The sequence below is a fragment of the Pseudomonas sp. AP19 genome (assembly GCF_001728855.1).
GTDB lineage: Bacteria > Pseudomonadota > Gammaproteobacteria > Pseudomonadales > Pseudomonadaceae > Aquipseudomonas > Aquipseudomonas fluorescens.
In genome coordinates this window covers 210,545-231,027 of the sequence record NZ_LXJP01000003.1, presented here as the reverse complement: position 1 = coordinate 231,027, position 20,483 = coordinate 210,545, and the positions used below count along the sequence as shown (strand labels likewise).

Sequence of the window (20,483 nt, the reverse complement as noted above, 5' to 3'; positions counted from 1 at the left end):
GGAGCCCCCATGTCCTGGAACAATCGCGTGGTCTGGTCGGAAGGCATGTTCATTGGAACGCAGCACTTCCAGCAGCATGACCGTTATCTGGAAAACCTGATCGACGCCCGTAGCCGTCCGTTATCCGCTGGCGCGTGGGGCTTTTCCGAGTTGCTGATCGACCAGGGCCTGCTGGCGCAGGGCAAGCTGGCGATCGTTTCGGCGCGCGGCCTGTTGCCTGATGGCACGCCGTTCAATATTCCCCAGGACGACCTGGCGCCGAGCCCGTTGAACATCGACGACAACCTGCGCGATGGCCTGGTGTACCTGGCCCTGCCGCTCAAGCGCGCGGGCGCCCGTGACACGGTCGACGACGGCGAAGACCTTGGCGGCGCGCGCTATGTGAGCCAAGTGCGTGAAGTCCGTGACGACAACGCGCCGTTCGAAAACCGCGCGCCGGTGGCCGTGGGCTCGCGGGCGCTGCGTTTGCTGACCGCGCAAGATGGCATCAGCGATTACGCGGCCATCGGTCTGGTACGCATCAAGGAGAAGCGCGCCGACCGCGCGTTGGTCCTCGATGACACCTACATCCCGCCGGTTCTGGACGTGGCCGCGAGCAAACCGCTGACGGCCTTTCGCAGCGAATTGCTGGGCCTGCTGCACCAGCGCGGCGAAGCCTTGGCGGGCCGTGTCGTTGCCTCCGGCGCCGGTGGCGCCTCGGAGATTGCCGATTTCATGCTGCTGCAATTGGTCAACCGCGCGCAGCCGCTGCTCCAGCATTTCAGCCAGTTGAGCCCGTTGCACCCGGAGCGTCTTTTCAGCGAGCTGGTGAGCCTGGCTGGCGAGTTTTCCACCTTCTCCACCTCGGGCCGCCGCCCCCAGGAATACCCGCAATACCAGCACGACGACCTGGCCCTGAGCTTCGCCCCGGTGATGGCGGCCCTGCGTGAAGCGCTGTCGATGCTGATCGACAGCAAGGCCACGCCGATTCCAATTGTGGAGAAAGCCTACGGCATCCACGTGGCGATGCTCGCCGACAAAACCCTGCTCGACAGCGCCAGTTTCATCCTCGTGGTGCGCGCCGACGTGCCTGGCGAAACCCTGCGCGGGCGCTTCGGTCAGCAGAGCAAAGTCGGCTCGGTGGAGCACATCCGCGACATGGTCAACCTGCAATTGCCGGGCATTGGCCTGCTGCCGTTGCCGGTGGCGCCACGGCAGATCCCGTACCACGCAGGCAGCACCTATTACGAGTTGGACCGAGGCAGCGAACACTGGCAGCAACTGAACAACTCCGGCGGTTTTGCCTTCCATATCGCCGGGCAGTTCCCGGGTTTGAACCTGGCCTTCTGGGCGATCCGAGGATAATCCGCGATGCATCCCAATGATGATGACCGCACCCAGTTCATGCCGCGCCCGGGTGGCCGTGCGCCGGAGCCTGCGCGTGCAGAACCGGCACCGCTGTCGATGCCGGCCGCGCCAATCCTGACCGGTAAAAGCCAAGGCCTCAACCCGCTGGAAAGCGCCGCGGGCCCGTTGCTCGCGCTGCTGACACGCCTGCGCAACACCATCGCGCACCCGGCGCCGGCCAGTCTGCGCGCGCAGTTACTGGCCTACTTGCGTCAGTTCGAAGAACGCGCCGAAGCCGCCGGTGTGGCGCGCAACGAAGTGTTGCTGGCGCGTTACGCGCTGTGCACCGCGCTGGATGAGGCGGTGTTGAGTACGCCATGGGGCAGCACCAGCGACTGGGGCAAACAGAGCTTGTTGATCACTGTGCACAACGAAGCCTGGGGCGGCGAAAAAGTCTTCCAGTTGCTCGACCACTGCCTGCAAAGCCCGCGCGAGCGCCTGTATTTGCTGGAGCTGTTGTACCTGTGCATGTGCCTGGGTTTCGAGGGCCGCTACCGCGTGATGAACGACGGTCGCAGCCAGTTGGAAGCCTTGCGTGAACGCACTGCCGCGGCCATTCGCAGCGCCCGTGGTGAGCACGAGCGTGAGCTGTCGCCGCATTGGCGCGGCGTGACCGTGGCGCGTGATCGCCTGGCGCAATTCATGCCGCCATGGATCGCCGTGGCCATCGGCCTGGCGCTGCTGTTGGCGTTGCTGTTCGGTTTGCGCATGAAACTGGCATCGGATGCCGAGCCGGTGTTCAAGAATATCCATGCCCTGGGCGAGATCCCGGTGCAGGCCATCGACCGTCCTGTGGTGCAACCGAAAGTAATCGAACGGCCACGCCTGGCAGGCTTTTTGGTGGAAGACATCAAGGCGGGCCGCGTGGCCGTGGAAGACAAGGTCGACCGTTCCGTCGTGACGATCCGGGGCGATGAGCTGTTCGCGTCGGCCAGTTCCAGCATTGTCGATGACTACCAGCCGCTGATGCTGCGCATCGCCGATGCCATCCGCAAGGTCAAGGGCCAGGTGCGCGTCACCGGGCACAGCGATAACCGCCCGATTGCCACGCTGCGGTTCCCGTCCAACTGGGCGTTGTCCGAAGCGCGCGCCAAGTCGGTGCTGGAGATTCTGGCGGCCAAGACCGGCCAGGCGGATCGCTTCAGCGCCGAAGGCAGAAGCGACACCACGCCGGTGGCCACTAATGCCACTGCCGAAGGCCGTGCCCGCAATCGTCGGGTTGAAATCACCGTATTGGCGGAGGGCGTCGAGTGAAGGCGTTTTTCAGTTTTATGATTCGCTGGGTGATCCCGTTGCTGGGCCTGATCGCCCTCAGCCTGATCATCTGGTTTGTCGGGCCGTTGCTCGATTTCCTGGTGCCGGAAGGGCGCCGTTGGGCGCTGATCATCCTGGTGTTTGCCGTATGGATCGCTTACCGCGTGTTCCGCATTATCCAGGCCCGGCGCCAGGCCGCCGAAGTGATGCGCAGCCTGGCGGCCGAAACGCCGGTCGACCCCAACAGTGTCGCCACTGCCGAAGAGTTATCGACCCTGCGCCAGCGCATGGACGAAGCCCTCACGCTGCTGAAAAAGGCCAAGCTTGGCGGTGACGAACGTCGCAACCTCTACGAGCTGCCGTGGTACGTGATCATCGGCCCGCCGGGCTCGGGCAAGACCACCGCGCTGGTCAACTCCGGCCTGCATTTTCCGCTCGCCGCGCAATTGGGCGCCGGTGCGGTGCGGGGCGTTGGCGGTACGCGCAATTGCGACTGGTGGTTTACCGATCAAGCCGTTTTGCTCGACACCGCTGGCCGCTACACCACGCAAGACAGCAACTCCACGGTGGATAAAGCCGCGTGGCTGGGCTTCCTTGACCTGCTGAAAAAGCAGCGCTCGCGCCGCCCGATCGACGGTGCTTTTATCGCTATCAGCCTGTCCGATTTGCTGCTGGGCAGCGATGCCGAGCGCGCCGCCCATGCTGCCGCGATTCGCCTGCGTATCCAGGAGCTGTACACCCAGCTGGGCGTGCGTTTCCCGATCTACCTGATGCTGACCAAGCTCGACCTGGTGCCGGGCTTCATGGAGTTCTTCGACAACCTGAGCAAAGAAGACCGCGCCCAGGTGTGGGGCATGACCTTTGCCCTGGATGACGGCAAGAACAGCGACAGCCCGTTGGCCCATCTGCAAAGCGAATTTGCAGGCTTGGAACAGCGCCTCAACGAACGCTTGGTGGAACGCTTGCAACAGGAGCGCGACCCGGCGCGGCGCGACCTGATCTACGGCTTCCCGCAGCAGTTCGGCGCGTTGAAGGATTGCCTGCAAAGCTTCCTTGAGGGCGTGTTCAAGCCCAATGCTTTTGAAGAGCGTGTATTGCTGCGCGGCGTGTACTTCACCAGCGGCACCCAGGAAGGCAGCCCGATTGATCGCTTGATCGGCGCCATGGCCCAGAGCATGAATCTGGACCGCCAGCACCTGGCGCGCCAGAGCGGTACCGGGCGCAGTTATTTCATCGAAAAACTGTTCACTGCCGTGGCGTTTGCCGAGCGTGGCCTGGTGGGGGTGAACCCGAAGGTCGAGCGGCGGCGCAAATGGATCGCACGCGGCGTATTGGCCGCTACCGTGGCCCTGGTCGTGGTGGTGAGCAGTTTGTGGTGGGTGAGTTATCGCGCCAATCAGGCCTACATCGCCCAAGTCGACCAGAAGGTCGCGCCGCTGGGCCAGACGGTACAGAACCTCAGCCCGGCGCAGCGTGACGTCCTCGCCGTGCTGCCGTTGCTCAATGCGGTGAAGAACCTCGCGGGTGATTCGCCGAACTGGTCCGAAGGGCTGGGCCTGTATCAAGGCGACATGCTTGAAGCTGAGTCCGCCAGTGTCTACCGCAAGCTGTTGATCGCAGTATTCGCGCCCCGCCTGGTGACGCGCATCGAGGAGCAACTGCACGGCGGTGGCAATTCCGACTTCCTCTATGAAGGCCTCAAGGCCTACCTGATGCTCGCCGACAATGAGCATTACGACCCGGACTTCATCAAGGCCTGGATCGCCCTGGACTGGGACCGCAGCTTGCCGCGTGACCTGCCGGCCGATCAGCGCCAGGCGTTGACCGGGCATTTGCAGGCGCTGTTCGAGCGCCATCCGCCGAACGCGCGACTCGACCCACGGCTGATCGACGACCTGCGTCGGCAACTGCAACAACTGCCGGTGGCCCAGCGCGTCTATGACCGGGTCAAACGTCAGAAACTGCCCGATGGCATTCCTGACTTTCGTATCAACGAAGCCGCCGGCCGTGACGCGGCGCTGGTGTTCAGCCGTAAAAGTGGCAAGCCGCTGGGCGAGCCGTTGAGTGGGTTTTTCACCGCCAAGGGCTATCGTCAGGCGTTCCTGCTGAGCAGCTTGAATCAGACGGGCACCCTGGCTGAAGAGCAGTGGGTGCTGGGCCGCGAACAGGCGGACCAGCAGAACGTGGCGAGCCTCGCCGCCGATGTGCGCCGCCTGTATTTCCAGGATTACCAGCGCCAGTGGGATGCCTTGCTTGCGGATATCGACTTCGTGCCGATCACCAGCGTGGCCCAGGCCGCCGATGTGCTGCGAGTGATATCCGGCCCGACGTCGCCGCTGAAAAAACTGCTGGTTGCGGTGGCCAGGGAAACCGACCTGCAAGCCGAAGAGCGCCAATTGGCCGCCAAAGGCGTGCCGGTGGAAGGCGGTGTCGACAAGCTCAAGGAGCGCCTCGGCAGCCTGCTCGGCCAGGAGCAACAGACCACCAGCACTGCGCAAGCGGCGGATGATCCGGTGACCGCGCATTTCGCTGAACTCAACAGCATCGTCAGCAAAAACGAAGGCGAACCGGCCGCTATCGACGGCCTGCTCGCGGATATGAACGCGCTGTATGTGCAGGTCAGCGCCATGGTCGGTGCCAGTGGCGATGCGTTGCTCGGCGAGGCGAAGAACCAGGCGGCGGCAGCGGCCACGCGGGTCAGCCTGAATGCGGAGCGCCAGCCGCCGCTGGTGCAGGGCATGGTCAAGTCGGTGGTCAATTCCACCACCAACAGCATGATGGGCGGCGTGCGTAACCAACTGAACGCAGCGTGGGTCAGCGAAGTGGTCAACGTGTATCGCCAGTCCCTGGCCGGTCGTTACCCGATGTCGCCAGGCAGCGCGCGCGACGCCACGCTGGATGACTTTGGGCAGTTTTTTGGTGTGGGCGGGGTGATGGATAACTACTTCCGCAAATACCTGCAGCCTTACGTGGACACGTCCGCGTCGACCTGGCGCTGGCAGCCTGGCGCAGCGCAGAAGCTCGGGATTGCGCCGGGCGTGCTGCAAACCTTCCAGCGTGCGGCGGCCATTCGTGATGCGTTCTTCCGCGCCGGCGGCACCCAGCCGATTGTGCGTTTCGAACTCAAGCCGGTGTCGATGGACCCGACGATCACTCAGTTCCTGCTGGATCTGGACGGCCAGCAATTGAGCTACGACCACGGCCCAAGCCGCCCGGTGGCCATGCAGTGGCCGAACCCGGGCAGCATTGGCGTGGTGCGTATTTCCATCATGCCGCCGTCGGCCAGCGGCCGTTCGGGCGTGACCCTGGACGGGCCGTGGGCGTGGTTCCGCCTGCTGGAGCAATCGGACCTCACCGCCGGTAACTCGCCGGACCGTTTCAACCTGCGCCTGCGAGTAGACGGCGCGAGCATCGCCTACGAGTTGCGTGCCAACAGCGCCTTCAACCCGTTCAAGAGCCGTGTGCTCAGCGGCTTCAGCCTGCCGGAGCGGCTATGACGACGCTGGGTTTCTACGGCAAGTTGGCCAGCCGCGGTGACTTTGTCAGTCGCGCCTTGCCCCAGAGTTTTATCGGCCCGTGGGACAGCTGGCTGGCGGCGGGGTTGCTCGCCAGCCAGAACAGCCTGGGCGGCGACTGGCTCAACGTGTACCTGGTCAGCCCGTTGTGGCGCTTTGTGCTGGCGCCCGGTGTGTGCGGGCCGGACGCTGCGGCGGGCGTGGTGATGCCAAGCATTGACCGGGTCGGGCGGTATTTTCCGTTGGCGGTGGTCGCTTTGCTGGATCACGACACCAATCCGGCTTCGCTGGTCGGCGGGCCGGACACCTGGTTCGAACAGGCTGAAGAGCTGTTGCTCAGCACCCTGGACGCGGGCGCGACCTTTGAAGGCTTCAACGACGACCTCGACAAACTGGGCATTCCAGCCAGTGAGCCGCGCGCCGTGGACAGCCGCTTTGCGGGCCTGCAACGGGTTGCCGCCACCGTGCCCCACAGCCGAATGACCGCGCTCGCCGAACAGGCCTGCGAAGGCGCCAGCCTGTGGTGGGGGCGTGGTTCGCAGGTGATTTCTCCTGGTTTATTACGGTGTCAGGGTTTGCCTGCCGCCAGTGATTTTGCGCAGTTTTTGCTCGGACAAGAAGGTGTGGTGTAGATGGGGTCGACGTTCAAATCCGCGAGCAAAAGCCATGTGGGCATGGTGCGCCAGGTCAATGAAGACGCGTGCCTGGACCTGCCGGAAAACCGCCTGTGGGTGGTGGCCGATGGCATGGGCGGGCATGCGGCAGGGGACTATGTCAGCAGCCTGATCGTCGACAGCCTGCGCAATGTGCCGGTGGGGCGTTCTCTGGATGAGTATTCGGCGGCCCTGCGCAATGACCTGATCCGCATCAACGCGAGCGTGCGTGAAGAAACGGCCAACCGTGGCGTGACGATGATGGGCAGTACCGTCGTTGTGCTGGCGGCACGCGGCCTGCGTGGCGTGTGTTTGTGGGCCGGTGACAGTCGCTTGTACCGCCTGCGCGATGGCGTGCTCGAAGGCATTTCCCGCGACCACAGCTACGTGCAGGACCTGCAGGACAGCGGCTTGCTCAGCGAAGCCGATGCCCGCGTGCACCCGCGCGCCAATATCGTCACCCGCGCGGTGGGTGTGGAGGCGCAGCTGGAATTGGCCGTGGTCGACTTGCTGATTGCGCCCGGCGACAGCTACCTGCTGTGCAGCGACGGCCTGAACAAGACCGTCGAGGACCATGAAATCCGCGAGGTCCTCAGCCATGACGCCCCGGATGAAATCGTGCGCAGCCTGGTGCACCTGGGGCTTAACCGGGGCGCGCCGGACAACATCACCGCCATTGTCGTGAAGGTTTCGCCATGAACATCGTGATTGCGGGTTATGACATCGAAGGCGAGATCGGCGAAGGCGCCATGGCCAGCGTGTACCTGGCGACCCAACGCTCGCTGGAGCGCAAGGTGGCGTTGAAGGTGATGGCGGCGGCGTTGGCGGCTGATCCGAGTTTTTGCGAGCGTTTCCTGCGCGAGGGCAAGACCCTGGCGCGCCTGTCCCACCCGCACACGGTGACCATCCATGACATCGGCAATGTCGGTGAGCTGTATTACATGGCCATGGAGTACCTGCCCAACGGCACGCTCAAAGAGCGTATCGCTGCCGGGCTGACGCCGGAGCAGGGCGTGACCCTGATCCGCCAGATCGCCTCGGCCCTGGGCTATGCGCATGCCCAGGGGCTGGTGCACCGCGACGTCAAACCGGCGAATATTCTGTTCCGCGCCGACGGCACCGCGGTGTTGTCGGACTTCGGTATCGCCAAGTCGCTGGACGACCGTACCCAGTTCACCCAGGCCGGATTTGCCGTGGGCACGCCGAGCTACATGAGCCCGGAGCAGGCGCGCGGCCAGGAGATCGATGGCCGCGCCGACCTGTACGCGCTGGGCGTGGTGCTCTATGAAATCCTTGTCGGCAAGCTGCCCTACACCGGCCCCGATGCACTCTCCACCGCGCTGGCTCACCTGACCGAGCCGCTGCCGGAGTTGCCGGTGCACCACGGCCGTTATCAGGATGTGCTGAGTAAGCTGTTGGCCAAGGACCCGGCCGAGCGTTTCCCGGATGCGGCGGCGTTGTTGCGGGCCTTGGATCAACTGCCTTCGGACTCGCCTGAAGCGACGCTGGTGCGGCCGTTGCCGATTCCGCTGAGTTTTGATCTGGCGGGTATGACGCCGGTGTCCATCGAGATTCCGACTGAAAAGCCTCAGCCACAACCGGTGCGCCAGCCAGTGGTGACACCGACGCAACACAACGCCGTGTCCGAACAGCGCCGAGGGCCGGTGCTGGCGTTGGCTGCAGTCGCGGTGGCGGTGGCGCTGGCGATTGGCGGTGCCAGTTACTGGTGGCTGAGCAGCGGCGATACGCCTGCGGCACCGCCCGCCGCCGTAGTCCCGAAAACACCGGCGACCCCGACGCCGCCACCTACCCCGGTAAAACCGGCCGTGGCGGATGTGGATGGCGGCCAGCGGCCTTTGCTGATGGCCGGCAAAAAGACCTTGTTTCAACGGGTGCTCAGCAAGCCCGGCGCCAAGCTGTCCCATGACGCCGGTGGTGCGGCCGACGAGGCGCTGCCGGCGTTTTCCGTGCTCTACGTTTACCAGCGCAAAGACATCGATGGCAGCCCGTGGGTGCGTGTCGGTGCCGCCACCGATGGGCGCAGCGATGGCTGGTTGCCTGCCGCTCAGGTCAGCGACTGGAAGCAAAGCCTGGTGCTCAAGTTCACCGAGCGCTCGGGCCGTGCGCCGGTGATGTTCCTGCGCCAATCCTCTGAGGTGGAAAAACTGTTGGCGGATCCCGCTGCCGCGAAAACCGCCTTGGCCAAGGCGCAGAAGAACAGCGAAGACAATCAACAAGTGCTGGCGCTTGAGCCGACGGCCAGCGCGGTCCCGCAAAACCAGTTTTACCTGCTGCCGATCTTCGACGCCAAGGAGAGCTTCGATGAAAACGGCCAACCGGTGCAGTTGCTTAACGTAGCGTCCATCGACCCCGGGAGTGCTGCTGCCGCCAAACCGGCCGCCCGTGTGCTCAGCGCCAACGCCGACGCCTTCCGCACCGCGGTGGTGTTGGTGGTCGACACCACCGTGTCGATGCAGCCTTATATCGACCAAGTCCGCGACGTCGTACATGAGCTGCAAACCCGCATTGCCGAGCGCGGCGAGTTGGACAGCGTCAGCTTCGGCCTGGTGGGTTTTCGCAACAGCATCAAGAAAACCCCGGGCCTGGTATATGTGGCCAAGACCCTGATCACCCTTGATCAGGGTCGCGATCCGCAACGCTTCCTCGACATGGCGCGTCAGGTCAAGGCGTCTACCGTTTCCAGCCACTCGTTCAACGAAGACGCGTTTGCCGGTGTGATGCAGGCGGTGGATGACATGGATTGGTCCGGCTACGGCGGGCGCATTATCCTGCTGGTCACCGACGCCGGCGCGCTGCGCAAAAACGACCCGTTTGCCGCCACCCAAATGAACGAAGCCGAAGTGCGCCAGGCGGCACTGGGCAAGCAGATCAAGATCTACGCCCTGCACCTGCGCACCGACGCCGGCAAGAAAACCCATGCCGGTGCGGAAAGCCAATATCGCGTGCTCACCGCCGACGCCAACCCGCAGATCGGCGACCTCTATACGCCGGTGCCGGGCGGTGATGTGCGCAAGCTCGGCGAGCGTGTCGATGAGATCGGCAGCGTGTTTGCCAACCTCGTGCACCAAGTGCGCAGCAATACGCCGCAACCGGTGCCGCTGCTGAGCTCCGCGCCGAGCCTGGCCGATAAGTCCGCCGCTGTCGGCTACGCCATGCACATGGATTTTCTCGGCCGCAAAACCGCGAGCCAGGCCCCGCAATTGGTCAGCGCCTGGACGGCCGACCGGGACCTGACTAACCCGGCGCTGCCGGCGTTCCAGGTGTGCGTGATGTTGACTAAGTTGCAGCTCAATGACCTGCAGCAATCGTTGAAGCTGATCGTCGATGCCGCGCGCAAAACCCAGACCTCGCCCAAAGACTTCTTCCAGGAAATCGCCAGCGCCTCGGCCTATATGAGCCGCGACCCGCAAGCCCTGCGCAAGGGCGGCAACCTGGCCGACGGCGGCCTTCTCGGCGAATACCTGGAAGGCCTGCCGTACCGCAGCAAGTCGCTGAACATGACGCAGGACTTGTGGTTGTCGTTGAGTGTCGCCGAGCAGGAAGACTTTATTGACGAGCTGGATTCGAAAATCCGTCTCTACGAAACCTTCCACAATGACGTGGCCAATTGGGTCCGTTTCGGCGATGCCGAACCGGGCGATGCGTTGTATCGCGTGCCGTTGTCGACGCTGCCGTGATGTTGACTGTGAGCGCGGTGCACAAGAGCCGGGGCCTCGGTAGCCAGCGCTATAGCCTGGTGATTCCGGCGCTGACGCTGCGGGCGGGTGAGCAACTGGCAATTGTCGGGCCGAGTGGCTGTGGCAAAAGCACGTTGCTGGATCTGTTGGCGCTGGTGTTGGCGCCGGATCAGGTTGGCCAGTTTGTCTTCAACCAGGTCGACATTGGCGGCCTGTGGCGTGGCGATCAACACTCCACGTTGGCCGGGTTACGTAGCCGGCACTTGGGCTATGTGCTGCAAACCGGTGGGCTGCTGGGGTTTCTCGATGTGCGCGGGAATATCGCTCTGTCCCGGCAACTGTTGGGGTTGAAGGACGACGGCAGCGTGGCGCGGCTGGCCGAGCAACTGGAAATCAGCGATCAGTTGGCCAAAAAACCGGCCGCGCTGTCAGTGGGCCAACGCCAGCGCGTCAGCTGCGCCCGAGCCTTGGCCCACGCGCCGCAACTGGTGCTGGCGGATGAGCCGACGGCGTCCCTTGACCCGCTTAACGCTGAGCGTGTGATGCAGGCGCTGCTGGCCCAGGCCCTCGAACACCGTGCGGCCTGCGTGATCGCCACGCATGACGAACCCCTGGCCCGTGCCAGCGGCTTGCAGGTGCGGCGCATCACTTGCCGTCGTGACACCGACGGCGGCGTCACCGCGACCCTCGGGGAGGCGTGCTGATGCGCAGCGGTCTGGTTGCCTCACTGGCCTGGCAGGATTACCGCAACGATGCCTGGCTGTCCGCCTGTTCGGTGCTGGCGCTGGTGGCGGTCATGGTGCCGTTGCTGGTGTTATTTGGCCTGAAGTTTGGACTGGTTAGCAGTTTGACCGAACGCCTGGAGACCGATCCCGCCACCCGTGAAATTATTCCGTTGGGCGGTGGTCGATTCAGCAGCGCGTTTATCGAGCAGCTCGGCCTGCGCAGCGATGTCGGGTTTGCCGTGCCGCGTACCCGGCAGATTGCGGCGACCGCGCAGGTGGGCACGCTCACCCTGGAAATGCTGCCGACGGCGCCGGGCGATCCTTTGCTGGCGGATTTGCCGATGCCGCGCGGCCTGGACCAGATTGTGCTGAGCCACACCGCCGCTGAAAAGCTCGCGGCGCGACCTGGGGATTGGTTGGAAGCCCGTTTTGCGCGACAAGTGGCGGGGCGTGTCGAAGACCAGCGCACACGGCTGCAGGTGCAGGCGGTATTGCCGCTGGAAGCCTTTGCCCGCGATGGCTTGTTGGCAGATTTGGGCCTGCTGGAAGCGGCCGAAGATTATCGCGACGGTCGCGCGGTGCCCGCATTGGGTTGGGAGGGTGACGCGGTGGGTGTGAGTGAGCAGCGTGTGTACCCGGCGTTTCGCCTGTACGCACGCACCCTCACCGATGTAGAGCCGTTGCGAGTGTATTTTGCCGGGCAGAATCTGTTGGTCTCGACCCAGGCGCAAACCATCGCCCAGGTGCAGTCGTTGAGCCGCAACCTGTCGATCGTGTTCTGGATCATCGCCGGGCTGGCCTTGGCGGGCGCGTTTGCGGCGATCTTTGCCGGGGCGTTGGCCGCCGTGGCGCGCAAGCGCCGGGAGTTATCCGTGTTGCGTCTGCTGGGGTTTTCCACCGGCGCACTGTTGCTGTTTGTGGTGATGCAGGCGCTCTACAGCGCAGGTTTCGCCGCTGTGCTGAGTGCCGGGCTCTATGGCTTGGCCGAGATGGGTTTGAATCAATTATTTGTGCAGGTGCCGGGCGAATACGCCAGTCACCTGCTGGCGCGTCACTACGGCCTGGCCCTGGTTGCAATCCTTGGCGTCAGCGCCATGGCGGCGGCCTGTGGTGGTTGGCGAGTGGCGCGTATCCAGGCTTCTGAAGGAATCAGAGATGTATAAGTTACTGGGCGCCTGTGTGGTGCTGAGCGTGGCGTCGATAGCGTGGGCCGATGAGGCCAGCGACAAACTCGACAACCCCAAACCGCTGCCTGACGACGTCAGCCTGCCGCTGCCCTGCGAAGGCAACATGGTGTTCCGCTATGCCTACGTGCTGGCCCAGGGCACCTTGGATGACCGTGAGATCAGCCTCGGCTACCCCTTCGCCGAAGGTGAGGCGGGTTATCAGCAGTCGTTTATTTCCGGCTACCGGCGCGACTTCATCAACGGCCAGTTCACCCTCAAGGACCTGCCGAAGGACTGGAACACAGTCATCGCGCCGTTGATGCCGAAGACCGACGCGAAAACCCCGCTCAAGCCGATGCTGTACTTCATTGGCAAGTATGAAGTGACTGCACGCCAGTACGCCCAGGTGATGTCCCAGGCGCAGTCGTTGGCCAGCGGTGAGCCGGCCCCGGCCTGCGATTTGCCCACCGGCATGGCCGCGCGTTTGCCCAAGGTGAAACTCTCGCGTTTTGAAGCCGAGCGCTTCTCGGCGGTGTACAGCGCCTGGCTGATGAAATACCACCGTGACTTGCTGCCGGTCAGCGGCCGCGGCGCCTCGGCGGAAGACGGTGGCCTGGGCTTTGTACGCCTGCCCACCGAAGTGGAATGGGAATACGCCGCGCGCGGTGGCCAGGCAGTGAGCCGCCAGGACCTGGAAGGGCGCCTGTTCCCACGGCGCGTCGAAGGCAGCGAAAGCGACGGCCCGCTGGCCGATTACGCGGTATTCAACCAGGTTGCCGGCGGCACTGGCCAGGCCGCGCGCCTGATGCCCATCGGCACCAAACTGCCCAACCCGATCGGCATGTTCGATGTGATCGGCAATGCGGCGGAAATGGTCCAGGAATCCTTCCAGCTGGTGCATGCCGGGCGTCGCCAGGGCACCTACGGCGGTTTTGTGGTCAAGGGCGGCAATTACCTGGAAGGCGAGGGCACGCTGTTCACCGGCATGCGCCGCGAGTATCCGCTGTTCGCCGCTGACGGCACCGAGCAAAGCAACGAGACCACGGGTTTTCGCGTGGCGGTGGGGGCGTTGTCGGCGCCGCGCTCGCGTTACAAGGAGCTGTTCGCCCAGTGGCAAAAAGAGGGCCGCCTGGCCTCGTTGACCGACGCGATTGACGACGCCCAGGACCCGACCAAGCGCCTGGACAGCATTATCTCGGCCAGCGTCGATCCCAAGCTGCAAGCCGAACTGGGGCTGGTCAACGAAGAGCTCAAGCGCAACGTCTCGCTGATCGCCCAGCAACGCGAAGAGGCGGCGGGCAACCTGATCCAGTCGGCTGCATTGGTGGCCGAGACCATCAGCAACTACAACATTCGCCTGACCAACCTGCAGAAGAGTCGCCAGCAGGCCTTGGACAACAAGGACACGGCCAGCGCCCAGCTGTTTGCCACGGCCATCGACAATGGGCGTAGCGCGCTTGATGGCGCGGTGGCGATCTACATCGACAACCTGGCCACCGGCACGCGCTACACCGATGCGGTTATCCAGGCGCAGTTTCAACGTATCAAGGAAGAGTTGGATCGCAAGCCAGTGCTCGGTAAAAGCCTGGTGACGCGCGCGACACTGTTCGTTCGCCATGTCGGCAACTACCGCAAGCAACAGCGGGCCGACCCGGCAACGATCTTGAAGGAATTGCTCGCAGCGAGCGGTCAGCGGTCTTGACCGCTGGTTGTATAGCGAGCTTGGAAGGGACTCAGGCGGCGGTGGGCCGTGCTGGGCAAGTCAAACTTAAAAGAGAACACACCTATGCTTTTTTCCCGTAAGGCGGTTTCCAAGCGTCACCTGCTGCTGATCGCAGCCGGTTTCAGCACCGTGTTGACTGGTTGCGCTACGTCGCCGGCGTCCAAGGTCGCGTCAAGCACCAAGGTCGAGTACTACCCGAACTGCTACGAGCCGGTGCAGCACTTGCGTGCAACCGATTCGAACATGACCAAGTCGGTTGTGACCGGTGCGGCCCTCGGCGCGGCCGGCGGTGCTCTGTTGGGTGCGCTGACCGGCGACTCCGAAAAGCGCGGCCGTAACGCCGCTATCGGTGCAGCGGGCGGCGCCCTGGCCGGCGGCGCAGCGGGTTACTACACCGAGCGTCAGAAGCAGATCACGGATGACAACCAGCGCATCGCGTCGTACTCCACGGACTTCAACAAAAGCGCTTCCGACATCGACCGTAGCACCGCTTACGCCAAGGCGTCCCAGCAGTGCTACCAGAGCGCGTTCACCAAGCTGGTGGCCGATCGTAAAGCCAAGACCGTCAACGACACCGAAGGCCGCAAGCGCCTGGCGGAAATCGTTGCAGGCTTGAAGGAGTCCAATGACCTGATCGTTGCGGTCAACGGTAAAGCCAGCGAAGACCTGAATAACTACACCCAGGCCTACGAGAAAGACCTGCAGCAAGTCGGTGTGCAGCGCAACGATGTGGTAACCGTTGCCCAGGCCGATGTAACGCCGCCAGTTGTACCGGCCAAGAAAGGCAAAACACCGGCAAAAGTCGCGAAAAAGCCAGTATTGCCAACCGTGCCGAAAGAAGCGGTGACCACCGAGAAGAGCATCCAGACCGTGCAGGCCAAGCAAGCTGAAAGCAAGCAGGTCGCCAGCGCCGGTAAAGCACAGATCGAAGGCACCTGCCGCGATCCTAACCTCGCCGATTGGGCGCCGGTGCCTTGCCCTAACGTTTAAGTAACATGTTGCTATAAGCGTTAAACGCCAACCGATCTCCTGCTAAAGCGCGAGATCGGTGGCGTTCCTTCTGCAAATCGTTACACTGCTGCGGCCACTTAATAAATACACCGAGGCCGTGTGCATGAAATTTCGTCTTCTGCTGTGGGTGCTTGGCCTGATGATGGGCAAAGCCAGCCGCACCAACCCTGCTTTCCAGCAACAACTGGGTGACAAAGACCTGGCGTTCCAGTTGCAGACCCTCGACGGCAAGGTTGCCCGTCACTTCATCGTCAAAGACCAGCGCATCACCAGCCGTTCAGGGGTTCACCCTGCGCCGGCATTTGCTATCGCGTTCAAAGATGCGGCCTACGGCTTCGCCACGATGCAGGCGAAGAACAAGCAACTGGCGTTCATGACGGGGATTCAGGACAAGTCGATCCAGATCAAGGGCAACCCGGCGCTGGTGATCTGGTTCCAGGGGCTGACCAAGTATTTGAAGCCGAAGAAAAAGAAGAAGGGCTGAAGGGTTTCTTCAGGGGTACCGAGTTGAGTTCATCGCAGGCAAGCCAGCTCCCACAGTTGACTGCATTCCAGGGTTGGAACTCGGTCAACTGTGGGAGCTGGCTTGCCTGCGATAGCGGTTTATCAGGTGACAGTGTCAGCCCTGGCTGAACTGCGATGCCAATTCACGCAACAGCACTTCGGCATCCAACACCTTGCCGACCACTTCCTCAGCCTTGTCACGGCTCAAGCCCAGACGCTCAAGCAGCTCATCCGGAATCGCCTCATCCGGCCCGGAGCCAATGCCACGGCTGCGCAACAAGCGCACGGCCAAACACACCAGGTTCGGATATTCAGCGTATTGCCCGTCGTAGGTCGGGTCGTGCTGGAAGCGCAGGGCGGTGGACAGTTCGTCCGGCATGTCCCAGTAGCGCATCAGCCACGCGCCGATCTGCTCGCGGCTGATGCCCAGCAGGTGTTGCTCGACATAGCTGTGGCACAGGTGCGGGTTGACCTCAAGGTGGCGGCAGATCAGCGAAAAGTGCGGCGGAAACACGTGGGCCAGCAGCAGATAACCGAAGTTGTGCAGCAAACCAGCGAGGTAGGTCAGGCCGGCTTCCGGGCGCTGGGCGCGAGGCATGGCGCGGGTCAGGCCTTCGATCACGGCGGCGGTGTAGATCGACTGGTGCCAGTACGGGGTGGACTGATGCGGATGGTCTTTGGGCAGGCTCAGGGTTTTGCCCAAGGCCAGGCCCAGCGCCAGGTTGATCACCAGGTCAAAGCCGAGCACGCGCACGATGGCGTCTTCCACTGAACGAATCTTGCCTGGCGAGGCGTAGTACGGCGACGCCGCCCAGCTCACCACTTGAGCGGCCAAGGCTGGGTCAGTCTCGACGACACCGGTGATGTCATCGATGGTGGCGTTGGGGTCGACGCGCAGCTTGATAATCTTCTGCGCCGTGTCGGCCAGCGGCGGAATCTCGATGGTTGCTTCCAGGCGCTGCTGGATGCGGCGAGCGGTGAAGGCCTGCATCGCCTGGGTGATTTCCTCGCGGTCATCATTGGGGCGGTCGAGGTTGGGGCGGATATTGCTCAGGGGCTCGCCGAAATGACCGGCGCTGGCCTTGGTGAGCATGGTCTTGAAGTCGCCGCTGGCAATTTCCAGCAGCAGCCCGGCTTCGCCTGAGTGCACCAGCAGGCTCGGTTCGTTGAGCAGGCTGCCTTCGTACAGGCACGGTGAGCTGGTCAGTGCCGGCAGGCCGGGCAGCAGGCTCAGTTCATGCTTGGCCAGCATGCGCTCGATGCGATCCGGCGACACGGCGATAAGGCGGCGACCGGTCAGCTCGGCGAGACGGTTGAGGTCAAGCAACTGGCTTTGCGGGAACAACACCATGAGCGCGCCGACGGCGTCTTCCAGCAACACAGCCTGGACCTTTTGCGCGGGATTCAGGCCGGGCTGTTCGACAACCTCTGTGTAAGGGATGGCGAGCTTTGCGAGCAGAGCCCGAATGACCGGCGGGGCGGTCAGTGGGACTGTGGCGAGGGCGACTTCTGACATGGCCTGATCCAATTTCTTACAGTCTTCGAAGTATAACCAGCTTGATACAACTGTAGGTTGGATAAGTGAGTCAGGCGTCACACTTGGCCGTATTGCTGCCCATGCCTGAGCCAACGATCGAGCAACGGGCTGACGTGATCCGGCCAGCGTTCAAGCAGTGCCTGCGCCGCATCACGCACGGCGGGCAGCAGGTCGGCGTCGCGCATCAGGTCGGCGACCTTGAATTGCAGCAGGCCGGTCTGGCGGGTGCCGAGCATTTCGCCGGGGCCGCGCAGCTCAAGGTCTTTTTCGGCGATGACAAAGCCGTCGTTGGTTTCGCGCATGATGCCCAGGCGCTGACGGCCGATCTGTGACAGCGGCGGGTGGTAGAGCAGCACGCAGTGGCTGGCGGCGCTGCCCCGGCCAACACGGCCGCGCAATTGGTGCAGTTGGGCGAGGCCCAGGCGCTCGGGGTTTTCGATAATCATCAGGCTGGCATTGGGCACGTCCACACCGACCTCGATCACGGTGGTGGCCACCAGCAGTTGCAGGTTGCCGGCCTTGAATTCGGCCATCACCGCGGCTTTCTCCGCAGGTTTCATGCGGCCGTGGATCAGCCCGACCTTGAGCTCGCCCAAGGCACTGGTGAGGTCTTCATAGGTGGTTTCGGCAGCCTGGCAGGTCAGTTCTTCGGACTCTTCAATCAGCGTACATACCCAGTACGCCTGACGCCCTTCGGCGCAGGCACCGCGCACGCGCTCGATGACCTCCACACGCCGCGTGTCGGTCACCAGCACGGTATTGACCGGTGTGCGGCCTGGCGGCAGCTCATCGAGAATTGACGTGTCGAGATCGGCATAGGCGCTCATGGCCAGCGTGCGCGGGATCGGCGTGGCCGTCATGATCAGTTGGTGCGGGTTCATGCGTCCGCCCACGCCTTTCTGGCGTAAGGCCAGGCGTTGCTGCACGCCGAAACGATGCTGTTCGTCGATGATCACCAGTGCGAGGTTCTTGAACTGCACTTCATCCTGGAACAACGCGTGGGTGCCCACCACCATCGGTGCACCTGCGGCGATCTGTTCCAGCGCCGCCGCGCGGACCTTGCCCTTGAGCTTACCCGCCAGCCATGCCACTTCCAGGCCGAGCGGTTCGAGCCAGCGCTTGAACGTGATGAAATGTTGTTCGGCGAGGATCTCGGTGGGCGCCATCAGCGCCACCTGGTAACCGGCTTCCAATGCTTGCAGGGCGGCGAGGGCGGCGACCACGGTCTTGCCCGCGCCCACGTCGCCCTGGATCAGCCGCAACATCGGTTCGTGCTGGCTGAGGTCATAGGCAATTTCATTGCCCACGCGTTGCTGGGCGCCTGTCGGCGCAAAGCCGAGGTTGGCCAGGTATTGCGCCGGCAGGCGCGTGGCCTTGGGCATCGCGGGTGCACGCAGGGAGCGCATGCTTTCGCGCAGGCGTTGCTGAGACAGCTGGTGGGTCAGCAGTTCTTCGAAGGCCAGGCGGTGTTGTGCCCAGTGATGACCGAGCGCGAGTTCGTCGACATCGGCATCGGCTGGCGGGTTGTGCAGGTAACGAATCGCATCGTCCAGCGGCGCCAGTTGATAGTCGCGGGCCAGTTCCAGGGGCAGCCAGTCGGGCAGGCTTTTCGGGCCGAGCAGGGTCAGGGTCTGCATGCACAGCTGGCGCAGGCGTTGTTGTGTCAGGCCTTCGGTCAGTGGGTAGATCGGCGTGAGCGTGGTATCGACCGGGGGCGGCTCGTCGCCGGTGATGGCGCGGTACTCCGGGTGATAGATTTCCAGGCCCGACGCGCCAGGCCGGGCTTCACCGTAACAGCGCACGCGGGTGCCACGCTTGAGGCCTTCCTTTTGCGCATTGCTGAAGTGATAGAAGCGCAGGCTCAGCCCGCCGGTACCGTCCTGCAGCCGTACGACCAGGCTGCGGCGCTTGCCCATCACCACATCGGCACCGCTGACGGTGCCTTCAACCACGGCGTCCTGGCCCGGCCGCAATTGGCCGATGGGCACCACACGTGTGCGGTCCTGATAGCGCAGAGGCAAGTGAAACAGCACATCCTGGAGGTTCTCCAGGCCGACCTTGGCCAACTTCTCGGCCATGGCTTCACCGACACCTTTGAGTGCCGTCACCGACACTCGCGACAGCTCAGTCATACGCTTACTTAGCTCGCAGCAGGCGGCTTGGCCACCGAGCACAGGCGGATCGAGTCGGCGAGGATCTCAATGGCTTTCGGCCGCGGGAAGCTGGCACGCCAGGCAATGGCCACGGTACGGAACGGCACTGGCGGCGTGAGTGGGCGCACCGCAATCACGCCAGGGGCGTAGTGATGGCTGTCGACTGCCGACAGCGGCAGGATCGAAATACCCAGGCCGGAAGCCACCATGTGACGAATGGTTTCCAGGGAGCTGGATTCTACGGTGGTGTGCTTGGCGCCGTCGTTGCCCCTGGTCAGGGTCGGGCAGGCTTCCAGTACCTGGTCGCGGAAGCAGTGGCCTTCACCGAGCAGCAGCAAGCTCTTGTCGTTGAGCAGGCCGGCGTCGATGGTGTCTTTCTGTGTCCACGGGTGTGAGGCGGGCATCAACACGTAGAACGGCTCGTCGTAGAGCGGCAGGGTCAACACGTCTGCCTCGTTGAACGGCAGGGCGATAATGATCGCGTCCAGCTCGCCGTTGCGCAGTTTGTCGCGCAATACGTGGGTGAAGTTTTCTTCGATATACAACGGCATCTGCGGCGCAACGCGGTGCAGTTGCGGGATCAGGTGCGGGAACAGGTACGGGCCGACGGTATAGATGGCGCCGACTTTCAGCGGTGCGGTCAGCTGGTTCTTGCCGGCCTGGGCCAGCTCGCGAATGCTTTGGGCTTGTTCCAGTACCTTCTGGGCCTGGGCAACAATGCCTTCGCCCACTGGCGTGAGGCGCACGGCGCTCTTGCTGCGCTCGAAAATCAGCACACCGAGTTCGTCTTCAAGCTTTTTCACGCCCACCGACAGCGTCGGCTGGCTGACGTGGCAACGCTCGGCCGCATGGCCGAAGTGCTGTTCTTGGGCGAGGGTCACGATGTAGCGTAATTCTGTAAGAGTCATAGCGGGCGTCCATGAGGTTGCAGGCCAAGCATAACGGCTGCAATCGATAGACGCACGTTATCAGAACTTTGATGGGGATTGAGCGGGGAGTGGCGCGGATTTAGCTGAAAAAGGATTTTTAGAGCTGATGAAATCAAACGTGGGAGCAAGCTTGTTCGCGAAAGCGGTGGGTCAGCCAATAAAATCGGTGACTGACACTCCACTTTCGCGAGCAAGCCCGCTCCCACACGCACGCCCGTTTTTGCAAGCC

The 20,483-nt window shown here is 63.3% G+C and carries 14 protein-coding genes; 11 read left to right on the top strand and 3 right to left on the bottom strand.

The genetic code is table 11. The features are described 5' to 3' along the window. Positions 1 to 9 precede the first annotated feature (9 nt). From tssK to A7D21_RS04835, 11 genes are all read left to right on the top strand, one after another. On the top strand, positions 10 to 1,344 hold the full coding sequence (tssK, locus tag A7D21_RS04885) for a type VI secretion system baseplate subunit TssK (protein ID WP_053258683.1): 1,335 nt from the start codon (positions 10 to 12) through the stop codon (positions 1,342 to 1,344). A 6-nt stretch (positions 1,345 to 1,350) separates the two neighbouring features. Beyond that, a complete protein-coding gene (locus A7D21_RS04880) occupies positions 1,351 to 2,640 on the top strand; it encodes a DotU family type VI secretion system protein (RefSeq protein WP_053258682.1) in 1,290 nt (429 codons plus the stop codon). Then, positions 2,637 to 6,137: a type VI secretion system membrane subunit TssM gene (gene tssM / locus A7D21_RS04875; RefSeq protein WP_069551169.1), complete on the top strand. Its 3,501-nt coding sequence runs from the start codon at positions 2,637 to 2,639 to the stop codon at positions 6,135 to 6,137. The genes A7D21_RS04880 and tssM overlap by 4 nt, the downstream gene beginning before the upstream one ends. After that, positions 6,134 to 6,787, top strand: a complete 654-nt coding sequence (gene tagF / locus A7D21_RS04870; RefSeq protein WP_053258680.1) for a type VI secretion system-associated protein TagF — start codon at positions 6,134 to 6,136, stop codon at positions 6,785 to 6,787. Before tssM ends, tagF begins: the two co-directional genes overlap by 4 nt. Continuing rightward, complete coding sequence (locus A7D21_RS04865; RefSeq protein WP_069551168.1) at positions 6,788 to 7,507, top strand: PP2C family serine/threonine-protein phosphatase; 720 nt, start codon at positions 6,788 to 6,790, stop codon at positions 7,505 to 7,507. Continuing rightward, entirely contained in the window at positions 7,504 to 10,506 is a 3,003-nt protein-coding gene (locus tag A7D21_RS04860) for a serine/threonine-protein kinase (RefSeq protein ID WP_069551167.1), read from the top strand. Before A7D21_RS04865 ends, A7D21_RS04860 begins: the two co-directional genes overlap by 4 nt. Next, on the top strand, positions 10,506 to 11,210 hold the full coding sequence (locus A7D21_RS04855; protein WP_069551166.1) for an ABC transporter ATP-binding protein: 705 nt from the start codon (positions 10,506 to 10,508) through the stop codon (positions 11,208 to 11,210). The genes A7D21_RS04860 and A7D21_RS04855 overlap by 1 nt, the downstream gene beginning before the upstream one ends. Further along, on the top strand, positions 11,210 to 12,394 hold the full coding sequence (locus tag A7D21_RS04850) for an ABC transporter permease (protein ID WP_069551165.1): 1,185 nt from the start codon (positions 11,210 to 11,212) through the stop codon (positions 12,392 to 12,394). The genes A7D21_RS04855 and A7D21_RS04850 overlap by 1 nt, the downstream gene beginning before the upstream one ends. After that, on the top strand, positions 12,387 to 14,099 hold the full coding sequence (locus A7D21_RS04845; protein ID WP_053258675.1) for an SUMF1/EgtB/PvdO family nonheme iron enzyme: 1,713 nt from the start codon (positions 12,387 to 12,389) through the stop codon (positions 14,097 to 14,099). The genes A7D21_RS04850 and A7D21_RS04845 overlap by 8 nt, the downstream gene beginning before the upstream one ends. A gap of 84 nt (positions 14,100 to 14,183) precedes the next feature. Then, positions 14,184 to 15,110, top strand: coding sequence for a type VI secretion system-associated lipoprotein TagQ (gene tagQ / locus A7D21_RS04840; RefSeq protein ID WP_069551164.1), 927 nt, complete (start codon positions 14,184 to 14,186; stop codon positions 15,108 to 15,110). 124 nt (positions 15,111 to 15,234) lie between these two features. Continuing rightward, the gene (locus A7D21_RS04835; protein WP_064455030.1) at positions 15,235 to 15,615 is read left to right on the top strand and encodes a hypothetical protein; all 381 of its coding nucleotides are present in this window, start codon (positions 15,235 to 15,237) and stop codon (positions 15,613 to 15,615) included. A gap of 135 nt (positions 15,616 to 15,750) precedes the next feature. On the opposite strand, the gene A7D21_RS04830 is transcribed toward A7D21_RS04835, so the two are convergent. From A7D21_RS04830 to A7D21_RS04820, 3 genes are all read right to left on the bottom strand, one after another. Continuing rightward, positions 15,751 to 17,151, bottom strand: coding sequence for an aminoacyl-tRNA deacylase and HDOD domain-containing protein (locus tag A7D21_RS04830; protein ID WP_053258673.1), 1,401 nt, complete (start codon positions 17,149 to 17,151; stop codon positions 15,751 to 15,753). A 77-nt stretch (positions 17,152 to 17,228) separates the two neighbouring features. Continuing rightward, positions 17,229 to 19,304 carry an ATP-dependent DNA helicase RecG gene (gene recG, locus A7D21_RS04825; RefSeq protein WP_053258672.1) on the bottom strand — a complete coding sequence of 692 codons (2,076 nt, stop codon included), beginning with the start codon at positions 19,302 to 19,304 and terminating at the stop codon, positions 17,229 to 17,231. 8 nt (positions 19,305 to 19,312) lie between these two features. Next, positions 19,313 to 20,233 carry a hydrogen peroxide-inducible genes activator gene (locus tag A7D21_RS04820; RefSeq protein ID WP_069551163.1) on the bottom strand — a complete coding sequence of 307 codons (921 nt, stop codon included), beginning with the start codon at positions 20,231 to 20,233 and terminating at the stop codon, positions 19,313 to 19,315. Between the last annotated feature and the right edge of the window lie 250 nt (positions 20,234 to 20,483).